The sequence below is a fragment of the Geomicrobium sp. JCM 19038 genome, assembly GCF_000698125.1.
In the GTDB taxonomy this organism is placed as follows: domain Bacteria; phylum Bacillota; class Bacilli; order Bacillales; family Marinococcaceae; genus Geomicrobium_A.
The window spans coordinates 246,909-259,784 of the sequence record NZ_BAXA01000001.1 but is presented as its reverse complement, the minus strand read 5'-3'; the positions used below and the strand labels follow the sequence as shown (position 1 = coordinate 259,784).

Annotated in this window: 14 protein-coding genes and 1 pseudogene; all 15 read right to left on the bottom strand. The window is 41.6% G+C overall.

The annotated features are described in order from the left end of the window. Window positions 1-23: 23 nt before the first annotated feature. Window positions 24-389 carry a GNAT family N-acetyltransferase gene (locus JCM19038_RS01425; RefSeq protein ID WP_042413731.1) on the bottom strand — a complete coding sequence of 122 codons (366 nt, stop codon included), beginning with the start codon at window positions 387-389 and terminating at the stop codon, window positions 24-26. 193 nt (window positions 390-582) lie between these two features. Continuing rightward, the gene (lysA, locus tag JCM19038_RS01420) at window positions 583-1,884 is read right to left on the bottom strand and encodes a diaminopimelate decarboxylase (protein WP_042413728.1); all 1,302 of its coding nucleotides are present in this window, start codon (window positions 1,882-1,884) and stop codon (window positions 583-585) included. 47 nt (window positions 1,885-1,931) lie between these two features. Next, window positions 1,932-3,413, bottom strand: a complete 1,482-nt coding sequence (locus tag JCM19038_RS01415; RefSeq protein ID WP_042413726.1) for a spore germination protein — start codon at window positions 3,411-3,413, stop codon at window positions 1,932-1,934. A 1-nt stretch (window position 3,414) separates the two neighbouring features. After that, window positions 3,415-3,949 (bottom strand): annotated as a pseudogene (locus JCM19038_RS23230) (stage V sporulation protein AE). 140 nt (window positions 3,950-4,089) lie between these two features. Continuing rightward, the gene (locus tag JCM19038_RS01405; RefSeq protein WP_238554239.1) at window positions 4,090-4,476 is read right to left on the bottom strand and encodes an Hsp20 family protein; all 387 of its coding nucleotides are present in this window, start codon (window positions 4,474-4,476) and stop codon (window positions 4,090-4,092) included. 230 nt (window positions 4,477-4,706) lie between these two features. Then, on the bottom strand, window positions 4,707-5,456 hold the full coding sequence (gene sigF / locus JCM19038_RS01400) for an RNA polymerase sporulation sigma factor SigF (RefSeq protein ID WP_042413721.1): 750 nt from the start codon (window positions 5,454-5,456) through the stop codon (window positions 4,707-4,709). An 11-nt stretch (window positions 5,457-5,467) separates the two neighbouring features. Next, the gene (gene spoIIAB, locus JCM19038_RS01395; protein WP_042359124.1) at window positions 5,468-5,908 is read right to left on the bottom strand and encodes an anti-sigma F factor; all 441 of its coding nucleotides are present in this window, start codon (window positions 5,906-5,908) and stop codon (window positions 5,468-5,470) included. Further along, the gene (gene spoIIAA, locus JCM19038_RS01390; RefSeq protein ID WP_042413718.1) at window positions 5,909-6,262 is read right to left on the bottom strand and encodes an anti-sigma F factor antagonist; all 354 of its coding nucleotides are present in this window, start codon (window positions 6,260-6,262) and stop codon (window positions 5,909-5,911) included. 98 nt (window positions 6,263-6,360) lie between these two features. Then, the gene (locus JCM19038_RS01385) at window positions 6,361-7,566 is read right to left on the bottom strand and encodes a D-alanyl-D-alanine carboxypeptidase family protein (RefSeq protein WP_052360919.1); all 1,206 of its coding nucleotides are present in this window, start codon (window positions 7,564-7,566) and stop codon (window positions 6,361-6,363) included. A gap of 132 nt (window positions 7,567-7,698) precedes the next feature. After that, window positions 7,699-9,003, bottom strand: a complete 1,305-nt coding sequence (locus JCM19038_RS01380) for a pyrimidine-nucleoside phosphorylase (protein WP_042413715.1) — start codon at window positions 9,001-9,003, stop codon at window positions 7,699-7,701. A gap of 32 nt (window positions 9,004-9,035) precedes the next feature. Beyond that, window positions 9,036-9,845, bottom strand: a complete 810-nt coding sequence (locus tag JCM19038_RS01375; protein ID WP_042413712.1) for a purine-nucleoside phosphorylase — start codon at window positions 9,843-9,845, stop codon at window positions 9,036-9,038. Between the two features lie 3 nt (window positions 9,846-9,848). After that, the gene (gene deoB / locus JCM19038_RS01370) at window positions 9,849-11,042 is read right to left on the bottom strand and encodes a phosphopentomutase (protein ID WP_042413709.1); all 1,194 of its coding nucleotides are present in this window, start codon (window positions 11,040-11,042) and stop codon (window positions 9,849-9,851) included. Then, window positions 11,039-11,953: a site-specific tyrosine recombinase XerD gene (xerD, locus tag JCM19038_RS01365; RefSeq protein WP_042414292.1), complete on the bottom strand. Its 915-nt coding sequence runs from the start codon at window positions 11,951-11,953 to the stop codon at window positions 11,039-11,041. Before xerD ends, deoB begins: the two co-directional genes overlap by 4 nt. Before the next feature lie 18 nt (window positions 11,954-11,971). Beyond that, the gene (locus JCM19038_RS01360; RefSeq protein ID WP_042359116.1) at window positions 11,972-12,199 is read right to left on the bottom strand and encodes a DUF4227 family protein; all 228 of its coding nucleotides are present in this window, start codon (window positions 12,197-12,199) and stop codon (window positions 11,972-11,974) included. A 108-nt stretch (window positions 12,200-12,307) separates the two neighbouring features. Further along, window positions 12,308-12,802 (bottom strand): Fur family transcriptional regulator, encoded by a 495-nt coding sequence (locus JCM19038_RS01355; protein WP_373902182.1) that lies wholly within the window; start codon window positions 12,800-12,802, stop codon window positions 12,308-12,310. Window positions 12,803-12,876: the final 74 nt, after the last annotated feature.

Genomic DNA, 12,876 nt, shown 5'->3' with positions numbered 1-12,876 from the left:
TCATTCGCTAAGAGCTTAAACGACTACATTTCCATGTTCGCGCGATGCGATTGACAACTGTTTAGGAACGGTTCGGTCTTTTCATTGCCTATAAGACTTTTATCGAGGCGGTCTTCTAATGTGCATACCATTTGAACGCCAACGCCTTCAGAACGATAAGACGGATTCACACAAACGTGCTCAAGCAAAATGGTACCATCTTCACGCTCAATATAACCAACAACTCCTACAAAGTCGTCGTCCTTTTTCCATAAAAACAACTTCCAGTTATCTTCATTTTCATATCGATTAATCGTCTCTGTCAACGTTTTTATATCTTTAAGGTCCGGCATGAAAGATAAAAGACCCATCGCGATTTTTTTAAACGATGATTTATATTTCACTAACATTTGCCTGACTCTCCCCTCTTACATAAAAAGAGATACAACTCGTTCTTGTGACATGAAAAAACAAAAACATGGACGAGCCATGCTTTAAAGCCACATTTCCTCACTTTAGCATCGTATCTTGTATCATTATACATATGCGAGACCCAATCAGCAAGTTCTCGTTCGAAAAGGGGAGAATTATCCTGCAGCAAACTTAGTCTAAGGATTGTAGCGAAAGGTCATTCTTAACAAGGTCTTCATACGTTTCTCGCTTAACGACCAGCTGATGCTTGCCACCTTCTACAAACACAACCGCAGGCTTAGCGAGACGATTATAGTTGCTTGCCATTGAATATCCATAAGCTCCTGTCGAATAAACAATTAACAAGTCTCCCGATTTTGCTTTTGGAAGCGTGATTGCATCAATGAGCATATCACCACTTTCACAAGCTTTTCCAGCAATCGCATACGTCACTTGCTCGTTATCAGGCATTGCCTGATGGGCAAGCGCCGCGTCATATTTTGCATCATACAAAGCTGGGCGAATATTGTCGCTCATTCCACCGTCCACACTAATATAGTGGCGAACATTCTCAATAACTTTCTCTGAACCAATCGTATAAATTGTACTTCCTGCTTCTCCAACAATTGACCGGCCTGGTTCAATCCAAATTTCTGGTATTGCCATACCTAAACGTTCTGAAGCATCCTTCACAGCTTTGACGATTGTTTTTACGAATACGGAGGGATCGAGTGGTTGATCGTCTTCTGTATAACGAATTCCAAATCCACCACCAGTGTTAACGACTTCAGCTTCATATGACAACGTTTGTTTCCAGTTTTGTAAATGACTGTACAAAACATCAATCGCTTCAATAAATCCATCGGTCTCAAAGATTTGTGATCCGATATGACAATGAAGACCGAGCAAGTGTAAAGAATCGTCTTCTAACACTTCAACGGCTGCGCGCTTTGCTTGTCCAGCTTGAAGGTCAAAGCCAAACTTAGAATCTTCTTGTCCAGTAGAAATATACGCATGCGTATGTGCTTCAACACCTGGTGTGACTCTTAGTAAGACTGGCGCAACTTTTCTTTGTCTCTTACTCTCACTAGAGAGCAATGATAATTCATGAAAATTATCAACAACAAAACAGCCGATTCCAAGCTCAATCGCTTCCTTAATTTCTTTTAAACTTTTGTTGTTGCCGTGAAAATGAACCTTCTCCATTGGAAAACCAGCTTTTTTGGCTGTGTACAATTCTCCACCAGAAACGACATCTAAACTTAAACCTAACTGTTCAGCGAGTTGAACCATTGCTACCGTACTAAAGGCTTTGCTCGCATAAGCAACTTGAAAATTAATTTCTTCTTCTTTAAATGCATCGATAAAGGCATGAGCTTTATTGCGAATCACCGTGGTATCGTAGGCATATAGTGGCGTACCATACGTATTTACTAGTTCTTCGGCGCTCACGCCACCAATCGTGATGCTTCTTTGATGTACATCGTTTGACATGCCCTCACCTCTCACTATTCATGCCAATTATTGTACCATCTCTGTTTTTAATTGTCTCCTTGTTTAACCGGATCTTTCGGATTAACAATTCGAGGTCGAAGTCTCATGCTTGGCACCGTTGTGCGAATAGCAATTTGCCACATTCCTTTCGGATCAAACGGAAGAAATGGCCATAAATACGGTTTATGAAGTGGTTTCATTCCTGCCATGAGAATCAACACGACAGTTAACGCAATGACGAGTCCATAACTCAAAAACAACCCCGTTGCGATGATGAGCACAATTCGAAGCATCTTTAAAGCTGTTCCCATCTCAGCACTAGGAACCGCAAAAATTCCGACCGCCCCAAGAGACATATATAAGATAACTTCAGGAGTCAACAAACCAACACTAATCGCAACGTCACCAATTAATAATGCTGCCACTAAACCGAGAGCCGTCGCAAGTGGTGAAGGTGTATGAATGGCGGCCATTCGTAACAACTCAATTCCAAACTCAGCGACGAGCACTTGCGCCATGAGTGGGACGTTTGATTCTTCTTCAGGACCGAGATAACTGAGCGCATCTGGAATCATATCTGGTTGTAAAACGAGCAATGACCATAAAGGAACGATAAGAATGGATGAAATGATCCCGATAAACCGTACCCACCGTAAAAACGTCCCGACTGCTGCTGATTGGCGAAACTCTTCTGCGTGTTGAACATGGTGAAAAAACGTTACGGGTAACATGATAACTGACGGTGAAGTATCAACAATTATGGCGACGTGACCTTCCAACAAATGAGTTGAAGCAACGTCTGGTCGTTCTGTATATCGAACGAGCGGGAACGGGTTCCATCCTTGATTGACAAGATATTCTTCAATCGTCTTATCAGCCATTGAAATACCGTCAATATCAATTTGTTCGAGCTCTTTTTTTATTATTGAAACGAGGTCTGGATCTGCGACGCCATGAATATACGAGATACAAATATCCGTCTTCGATCTTGAACCAATTTGCATAATTTCATTACGTAAATTTTCATCACGTATGTGACGTCTCGTTAGTCCGGTATTTTCAATAATGTTCTCCGTATACCCGTCCCTTGCACCACGAACGACCCGTTCTGTGTCAGGTTCTTGTGGTGAACGACCTGGATAATTACGCACATCGACAACGAAGGCTTTCTTTTCATCTTCAAGCAATATAAAAACGAGACCACTTAACATATAAAAAATACAGTCTTCGATCGTTTCTGTGTATTCGACTTGTAGATGGGTTAAATGGTTCTCAATTGTTTCTTGAACGGTGTCCGCTTCTGGGTCTAAATGATCCAAATGCATTAATTCTTTTAATACTTCAATTACATTTTCAATATTTGTTAACCCGTTGCAATAATAAATTTGTACTTCTTTTTCTAGTATGTTTAACTTACGTACACCAACATCAAAACTATCATCCATACCGAGACGTTCTTTAAAAATCTTTTCGTTTTTATGGATATGAGAAGATAGTGGCGTATGTTCTCGCTTCGTTTGCTCTTTCATGCTACTTTGCACTCCGTTCTATAATCAACTTCAGTGCTTTTGTTGTTACTTTCGCACCTTTATGGGGGTCATCCCTTCCAGCCATCTTTCCGAGATCTCCAATTCCTACAACCGTTTTTATATCTAGTTGGTCGAGCACATATACAGTGTCACCATGAACTTTGTGATCTTCTAGATCTGGAATGCCCTCTTTATCAACTCCTTGACTGACGAGTTGTCCGTTGCGATCAATGGACACATCAACTCGTCCAATCAGCAGAACGGTCCGCTGATGAAACAGCGAGTGCACCGATAATTTCCATTTCCTCTTCTTCAGCTAACTGCTTCATTAACGTTTCACCTTTGCCGATTTCGACTTGTCCAGCATCATCAAATAAAACGACTGTAATCAGATACTCACTCGCTTTTACTTTTTTTAAGAGATCTTCATACGAGCAGCACGTCGGATTGCCTCCTGATAAAATAACGTGACCGATCGATAACGTTTTTGTTGCTCGTATGATTGCCTTACACGCAATGGCGTCTCCATCTGTCACGAAAATCACTTTTTGCACAATCCACACCTCACCCTTTTACCGTTTTATTATGAAGCAATGTTTACCTCATTATGTATTGACGGAACGTTTCACTATTATGGTATGTGAAATTTATAAAAAGTAAAGACGAGTGCTTAAGATCACTCATCTTCATGCAAACGATTCGTAACTGCGGCTTGTTTTGGGATCGTTAAATAAAATAAACCTTGTTCTAAAGAGCCATTCATTTGAGTATCATCCGCATTTGGTAAATAAAACGTCCGAGAACTTCGCTCGTAATAGTGGCCGTTATGCTTTGCTGCAGAGATCATTAAATACGGTGCTTCATACTCAATTGTAATGTCATCTTTTGTCATGTTCGGGAACCGACCTTCAATCGTGTACCCATTGTCATATTCGATTACGTGCAATTGATTCTCAAGTAACTGTCTTGCAATTGGTACAACGTGGTGATTAAAAGCATCTTGAATCACGTTCGCAATGCTTCCTAGAATTCGACTACCTTTTGATGGTGGCAACGTCATCATTTCGTCCCCCATTTTCTTTCATATACTATCGTTGTATGCAACCACCATTTGCTTTGTGCCCAGATCAACGTGCAGCCAAAAATAGACACAAAAAAAGCCTTGCAGGTACAAGGCTTGATTGAAAAAAGTAATGATCCACTACTCAGAAGGTCACCTATAACCATACTTGTGAGGTTCATGACGTGGTGAGCCGTTCTGTTACGCCACGGTTAACAAAATGTTGTTAACGATCACTCGACCATTTCTTTTCGCATCTTTTCTAAAATTTTCTTTTCGAGTCGAGAGACTTGCACTTGTGAGATCCCTAACCGCTCTGCCACTTCAGACTGTGTTTTATCTTTGTAGTATCGTAAGAAAACGATCAGTCTTTCCCTTTTTTCCAAATGTCTGACGACATCTCTGAGAGCTAGCTCATCAAACCATTTAGATTCATCAGGATCTGATATTTGATCCATGAGCGTAATCGGATCACCCTCGTTTTCATAGACCGTTTCATGAAGTGATGACAACGTACGTGTTGCTTCATTAGCAAACACAACATCTTCTGTAGAGATATCCAGTGATTGCGCAATTTCGTTAATCGTCGGAATTCTCCCGAGTTGTTTCGTTAACTCTTCTTTTTGTTTACGGATTTTATGGTTTAACTCTTTTAAAGAACGACTTACTTTAACCGTTCCATCATCTCGAATAAATCGTTGGATTTCTCCGATAATCATCGGAACGGCATACGTTGAGAATTTCACTTGATAAGACAAATCAAACTTATCGATCGATTTCATAAGCCCGATACAACCGATTTGAAACAAATCCTCGGCTTCGTAGCCACGATTTAAAAATCGCTGAACAACAGACCAGACGAGCCGAGTGTTATTTTCAATCAGTTGGTCTCGAGATTCTTTTATCCCTTTTTGACTTTCTTCAATCCATGTCCGCACTTGCTCATCTGATGGTTTTTTATCTCGTTTGGTTTTTGTCTCCATAACAACGCCCCTTAATGGTTCACAACTTTGTTTTTGGACAGCTGTTTCTTGACATAGACCGTCGTTCCACGTCCTGCTACAGACGTGACACTCATTTCATCCATAAAGTTTTCCATGATCGTAAATCCCATTCCTGAACGTTCAAGGTCAGGTTTTGACGTGTACAGTGGCTCTTTTGCTTGATCCACATCATCAATGCCACCACCTTCATCACGCACGCTAATGCCAACCACATCATCGTCTAGATGAACGGTAATTGTAACTGTTCCGGCTGGATTTTCTTCATAGCCATGAATAATCGCATTCGTCACGGCTTCAGACACAACCGTCTTAATTTCTGTTAGCTCGTCCATCGTCGGATCTAGTTGCGCAATGAAAGCTGCAACACTCACACGGGCAAATGACTCATTTTGACTTAGTGCAGAGAATTGGATTTCCATTTCGTTCTTCATTTACACGGCCTCCCCCAAAGCTTGTAGTGCATGAGATTCCTGTTCTTCTAAGGATAATACCTTAAACAGCCCTGCCATTTCAAATAAACGATAAACAGGTGCACTCACTCCACAAACGATCAACCTTCCACCTCGAGGTTGAAGCTTCTTATACCTACCAAGAATGACGCCAATACCAGAGCTATCCATGAACGTTAAGCCTTCTGCATTCAAAACGATATGTTTTGTATTATGCTCTTCTAAATGACGGTCAACAATTGCACGTAGTTCACTCGCTGAATGATGGTCTAACTCTCCGTGCAAACGCACACAGAGTATGTTTTGCTTTTGTTCTACTTCAACAGAAAAACTCATAACCGCTCCTCCAGTCTCTCTCACAATTCAAATTAGCTGTCTCCCCTAAAAAGTTCAACGTCACCACTCAAGTTCCTTTACGTGTGACAAAAGCAGTTTTAATTCATGCTAGTCTCTGAAACTTCGTCATTCGTTGTCGAATCACCTCGCTCAACACCTAAGATTTTTAAGGCGCTACGCTTGAATAACTCCCACCATGACGCACTTTCGATATCTTCTTTTGCAATAATGTTCGACGTAGAAACGACATCTTGGTCGTTCAACAACTGAAACTCTCCGATTACTTCACCTTTTTGGATCGGTGCTTTTAAATCAGATACGGTAACCTTCTCTTCAACTGTTTCAGCAGTTTCACCTTTTTTCAGAAGTAAGCTTATTTGATCTTCTAGTTCACCAACAACTGTTGACTTCGTTCCTTTTTCAACTGGAACGCTTGTTACGGCAGCACCTTTATCAAACAATGATTCAACGTGATAATTCGCAAAACCGTGATCCATCAAACTCGTAATCGTATTGTTTCGAATCTGCGGCGTTTCAGCTCCCATGACGACAGCAATCAATCGCATGTCATCTCGTTTTGCAGTTGCAGTAAGACCGTACATCGACTCACGTGTGAATCCAGTTTTCAGGCCGTCCATTCCGTCATAAAACTTAATTAAGCGGTTCGTGTTTACGAGCCAGAATTCGTCGTCAGTTCCTTGACGTAAATAATCTTCATAGATGCTCGTAAATGACGTGATTTCTTCATGTTTTAATAGCTCTTGTGCCATCTTTGCAAGGTCGTGCGCACTCGTTTTATGATTTTCACCTGGTAAACCATTCGTATTGTTAAAGGTCGTATTTGAGAGTCCTAAATCCTTTGCTTTCTCATTCATCATGTCAACGAACGCTTCTTCAGAACCTGCAATATGTTCCGCCATTGCAACGGATGCATCATTTCCAGAGGCAACCGCAATCGCTTTTAATAGATCGCGAACGCTCATTTCTTCACCAGGCTCTAAAAAGATTTGTGACCCACCCATTGAAGCCGCGTATTCACTCGTTGTGACGAGATCTTCAAACGATAGATTCTCAGCTTTAATTTCTTCCATAATGAGTAACATCGTCATAATCTTCGTCATTGAAGCCGGTGGAAGTGCTTCTTCTGAATTTTTCTCCATTAATACATTCCCCGTATCTGCTTCAATTAATATTGCAGAACCTACATCATCTGTCATCGTCTTCTCCTGAGCTGACACTGTGGAAAGCGGAACGGAAAAAACAAGTACCGCCCCAACTAACGCACTTACTAGCCTTTTTATCATCGTCTCTAATCCTCCGTTTTTCTACTAGTTTCACCAAAATAATCTCTACATAAACGTGTGAACCTATGAAAAAACGAAGGCACAAAAAAACGACTTGCTTAAAGGCTCACTTTAAGCAAGTCGTAAAGACGATTATTTTAGCATTTCATCCATAATTAAAGGCAATGGCTCAACGTGTTCTTTTGTGATCGTGTAGCTTTCTTCGATCAATTTCACCACGTCTGCGACTTCTTCTTTGTTTGAATGAATATACGTAAGCACATCGCCTGCGTTTACGTAATCGCCACGTTTTTTCTTAACTTGTACACCAACACTGTGATCGATTTCCTCGTCTTTTGTCATTCGCCCAGCGCCAAGGTGACCTGCTGCTTGGCCAATTTTCGCTGCATGAATTTGCTTGACGTACCCGTCTTCTTTCGCCGTTACCGCAATGATGTGGTTCGCTTTTACAAATGCTTCTGGGTTATCAACAAACGTCGGATCGCCACCTTGGCGTTCCACGAATTGGCGAAACGCTTCAAGCGCTTTCCCGTTTTGGAGTAACTCATTTGCAAGTTGCTCTCCTGCTTCTACAGAGTCAACTTTGTTTGCAAGTACGAGCATATGAGCCGCAAGTCGAACACTTAAGTCGCGAACGTCTTTTGGACCGCCACCTTTAAGAACGTCAATCGCTTCTTTTACTTCAAGGGAGTTTCCGACCATTTCGCCGAGTGGTTGGTCCATGTCTGATAACACAGCTACAGTTTGACGCCCAAGCTCATTCCCGATTTGAACCATTGTTTGTGCGAGCTCTCTTGCTGCATCAAGGTCGCTCATAAATGCGCCACTTCCAACTTTCACATCAAGTACGATGCCATCGGCACCAGCAGCAATCTTCTTACTCATTACTGAACTTGCAATCAAAGGCATCGCGTTAACCGTTGCTGTTACGTCGCGTAATGCGTAAAGCTTCTTATCGGCAGGTGTTAAGTTCCCCGTTTGTCCGACAAGAGCAAGCTTATGCTCATTGACAAGATCAATAAAACGATCAACTGTCATTTCTGTTTGAAATCCAGAAAATGCTTCGAGCTTGTCAATCGTACCACCCGTATGACCGAGCCCACGACCTGACATTTTTGCCACTGGAACACCTGCTGCTGCAACGAGTGGGGACAAGATAAATGTCGTTTTATCCCCAACGCCACCTGTTGAATGTTTATCCACTTTAACGCCTTCAATTTGTGACAAATCAAGCTCATCGCCAGACTTTGCCATTGCGTGAGTAAGGGCCGCACTTTCTTCTTTCGTCATTCCTTGAAAGTATACCGCCATTGCCCATGCTGACGCTTGATAATCAGGGATTGATCCGTTTGTGTATTCTGTTACAAATTGTTTAATATGCTCATCATCGTGTACGAGTCCGTCGCGTTTATTTGCGATAAAGTCAACCATTCTCATGTATTTCACCTTTTCTTTAAAAAGAATATCTACTACATTTTCTCAATAATTGCTGTGACTAACTTCATGAACCTGTCTTTCACATCTTCAGTCGTTTCAATGACTTCTTCATGACTGAGAGGTTGATCTAATATGCCAGCTGCTGCATTCGAAATGCAAGAAATTCCAAGCACTTTAATGTTTTGATGACGTGCAACAATCACTTCAGGAACAGTACTCATTCCAACCGCATCAGCTCCGAGTGTACGGAACATCCGCACTTCGGCTGGTGTTTCATAGGTTGGTCCTGTTACTGCAGCATAAACGCCTTTTCTTAAAGAAAGTTGTTGCGTATCGGCAACTGTAGTAGCTAACGTTTGCAATTCTTGATCATATGCTTGTGATAAATCTGGGAAACGAGGCCCAACCGTTTCATCGTTTGGACCGATAAGCGGATGATTGTGCATAAAGTTAATATGATCATCTATGAGCATTAAATCACCAGGGTTAAACGACGTGTTAACCCCACCTGCAGCATTACTTACGATTAGAGATTTAATGCCAAGCGCTGCCATCACACGAACGGGCAAAACAACGTCTTCCATCCCATATCCTTCATAGTAGTGAAAGCGTCCTTGCATCGCGATGACTGATTTTCCTGCAAGTGTACCAATTACAAAACGTCCAGCATGTCCTGCTACTGTGGATGTTTTAAACCCTTTCATCTCATCATATGGAAGAATAACGTCTGCTTCGATTTTATTGCCAAGCTCTCCTAGTCCTGAGCCTAATATGAGTGCAATTTCAGGTTGTACATCTGTTGCGTTGCGGATAATCTCTACATTTTCTTGGATTAATGACATCTTTTATTTTCCCTTCAGTGATTGTAAGAAGCTCGTTCCATACTTTGGCATCGACACAGAGAAATTTTCTGCAATCGTTGCGCCAACGTCAGCGAACGTGTCGCGTGTGCCAAGGTCATGGCCAACGTTCATTGATGGAGAATACGCAAGTAATGGCACTTGCTCACGAGTATGGTCGGTTCCTTTATACGTCGGATCATTTCCGTGATCAGCCGTTATAAGAAGAAGATCATCTTCACGTAAAACATCAAACAGCTCTGGTAATCGTGCATCAAACTCTTCAATCGCACGTCCATATCCTTCTGGATCGCGGCGATGACCGAATAACGCATCAAAGTCAACAAGGTTCAAAAACGATAATCCTGTAAAATCTTTGTTTGCAGAAAGAATGAGCTTGTCCATCCCATCCATATTGGAAGATGTTCTCATGCGATCGTTCACACCTTCACCATCAAAAATGTCATCGATCTTACCGATCGCTTGAGACGTAATACCAGCCTCATTCAGTGCATTCATAACGGTAGGTGCAAATGGCTTTAACGCATAATCATGACGGTTTGACGTTCGCTCAAACGATCCTACGTCTCCGACAAATGGTCTTGCAATTATTCGACCGAGCATATAAGGCTCATCTAGCGTCATCGTACGTGCCTTTTTACAAATCTCATACAACTCATCAATTGGAACGACCGATTCGTGAGCTGCAATTTGTAAAACAGAATCTGCTGACGTATAGACAATGAGCGCGCCCGTATTCACGTGTTCTTCTCCAAGCTCTTCGATAATCTCTGTTCCAGAAGCAACTTTATTTCCGATTACTTTGCGTCCGGTTTCTTGTTCTAATTGATCGATCAGTTGTTTAGGGAACCCATCAGGAAACGTTCGAAACGGCTTATCAATATAAAGTCCCATTAGTTCCCAATGTCCTGTCATTGTATCTTTACTTTTGGAAAGCTCATTCATCTTGCCATAATAAGCTAAAGGTTCTGTTGTAGGTGTAAGTTTAGGTCCTTGCTTTAGGTTGCCTAATCCTAACTTGTTAAGATGAGGAATTTCCAGACCGCCTAGTTTGTTTACAATAGCTCCTAGCGTATCTGAACCTTCATCACCGTACTCCAATGCATCTGGACCATTGCCAATGCCAAGTGAATCCATAACGACTAAAAATATACGATTATAAGGATGGTTAGACGTCATTTATGATCTTCCTTTCCTTTAGCTCTAGGGTGGTAATGACTGTATACATCACGTAGATGTTTGTTGGAGATGTGCGTGTAGATTTGTGTAGTCGTAATATCAGCATGTCCTAGCATTTCTTGTACGACTCGTAAATCGGCACCGTTTTCAATAAGATGCGTCGCAAAGGAGTGTCTTAGCGTATGAGGGGTTACGTCTTTATAAATGCTAGCTTCAGTGGCATTTTTCTTTAAGATCTTCCAAAATCCTTGCCGACTTAAGCGGTTGCCTTGCCGATTCAAAAACAACGTTTCTTCACTCAACTTTTTCAGGAGAGTCGGACGCAAGTTCTGTAAGTAACGATCAATCGCGTTCATTGCCGGTTGCCCGAGTGGTACAATTCGCTCTTTATTCCCTTTTCCGATGCAACGAACAAAGCCTAAATCAAGGTTTATGTCATCCAATTTAAGATCGCAAAGCTCTGTAACTCTCATTCCCGTACCATACATGAGCTCAAACATTGCGACATCACGGTCTTTGAATTTCGTTTCCGTATTCTCTGCATTATGAATGAGGCGTTCAACTTCAACGATCGACAAAACGACCGGAAGTTTTCTTCCCGATCTTGGCGATTCAATCAAATCCGATGGATCGTGCATCGCAACACGCTCTCGCAGTAAAAATTGATGAAACGAGCGAATCGATGATAACATCCTCGCAAGTGAAGTCGGCGTTCTCCCCTCAGTTCTTAACGTATACAAGTAATCGAGAATATGACTACGCTTAATGTCTGTCCAACTTGTAAGCTCATGAGTTTCATTAACGTACTGTTTATAACTCATTAAGTCACGTTCATAAGCCGATAGTGTATTTTGGGAGTGCCCCCGCTCAACGAGGCAATAATGTAAATAATCGTGTATAGGGTCGTCCATTGCCAATGATTGCACCAACTACTCACCTCTTTGCCAAAAGTGCCATAATCGCTCTCGAAACGTAATGTCTTCTTCACTCATATTTTCGAACACTTTAATGGCATTTCCCTCAGGCGTATCATAGCGTTGATCCCCTTGATATTCAGCCATTAAAAACAGGATACCATAGTAAAAGAAAGCTGTGCACGCAACAAAAACAATTAAAATTTTGCAACCATTCCAAATCGCTTCAAATCGAGACAACATGAACGTTCCTCCTCAAATCTCTACTTTGTCCCATCTTATGCCGAGGAAAGGAAGAACTATACGTATTCACATAGAAAAAAGCTGCATTCATGTATCAATGAATACAGCTTACAGTTGGTCGACTGTTTGTCGTCCGACTTCTTCATTTGTTGAATCTTTGTCACGTTGACATTTGCTACATACTCCGTGGAATGTAAGACGATGATCTTTAATCTTAAATTGCCATTCACGTTCAACTTTCACTTCAACTTCTCCGAGCAAATCTTCTTCGATCTCAGAAACGTCACCGCATTGAATGCAGACGAGATGGTGATGAGAATGGTTTGCACCTTCTTTGCGCAAGTCGTAGCGCGACACGCCATCTCCGAAGTTAATTTTATCGACAATTTCAAGTTCATTTAGTAATTCAAGTGTACGGTACACGGTCGCTAAACCAATTTCAGGTGCTTTATCTTTAACGAGTAAGTATACATCCTCTGCACTTAAATGGTCTTCTTCGTTCTCAAGCAACACTTCAACAGTTGCTTCTCTTTGGGGCGTTAACTTATAACTTTGAGAATGCAACTGCTTTTTGATATAGTCCATGCGTTCTTTCACAGCCATAATCTCCCCCCTTGAGGTCTTTCATAATTATATGATTGATCTTATTTCGTGTCAATACTAAACGATAATCATTA

Coding starts and splice junctions, on each gene's coding strand:
- lysA (WP_042413728.1), bottom strand. CDS start 1,884: ATGTCAAACGATGTACATCAAAGAAGCATCACGATTGGTGGCGTGAGC.
- JCM19038_RS01425 (WP_042413731.1), bottom strand. CDS start 389: ATGTTAGTGAAATATAAATCATCGTTTAAAAAAATCGCGATGGGTCTT.
- JCM19038_RS01405 (WP_238554239.1), bottom strand. CDS start 4,476: ATGATGACGTTGCCACCATCAAAAGGTAGTCGAATTCTAGGAAGCATT.
- JCM19038_RS01360 (WP_042359116.1), bottom strand. CDS start 12,199: ATGTTGTCTCGATTTGAAGCGATTTGGAATGGTTGCAAAATTTTAATT.
- xerD (WP_042414292.1), bottom strand. CDS start 11,953: ATGGACGACCCTATACACGATTATTTACATTATTGCCTCGTTGAGCGG.
- deoB (WP_042413709.1), bottom strand. CDS start 11,042: ATGACGTCTAACCATCCTTATAATCGTATATTTTTAGTCGTTATGGAT.
- JCM19038_RS01380 (WP_042413715.1), bottom strand. CDS start 9,003: ATGAGAATGGTTGACTTTATCGCAAATAAACGCGACGGACTCGTACAC.
- JCM19038_RS01415 (WP_042413726.1), bottom strand. CDS start 3,413: ATGAAAGAGCAAACGAAGCGAGAACATACGCCACTATCTTCTCATATC.
- JCM19038_RS01375 (WP_042413712.1), bottom strand. CDS start 9,845: ATGTCATTAATCCAAGAAAATGTAGAGATTATCCGCAACGCAACAGAT.
- spoIIAB (WP_042359124.1), bottom strand. CDS start 5,908: ATGAAGAACGAAATGGAAATCCAATTCTCTGCACTAAGTCAAAATGAG.
- JCM19038_RS01355 (WP_373902182.1), bottom strand. CDS start 12,802: ATGGCTGTGAAAGAACGCATGGACTATATCAAAAAGCAGTTGCATTCT.
- JCM19038_RS01385 (WP_052360919.1), bottom strand. CDS start 7,566: ATGATAAAAAGGCTAGTAAGTGCGTTAGTTGGGGCGGTACTTGTTTTT.
- sigF (WP_042413721.1), bottom strand. CDS start 5,456: ATGGAGACAAAAACCAAACGAGATAAAAAACCATCAGATGAGCAAGTG.
- spoIIAA (WP_042413718.1), bottom strand. CDS start 6,262: ATGAGTTTTTCTGTTGAAGTAGAACAAAAGCAAAACATACTCTGTGTG.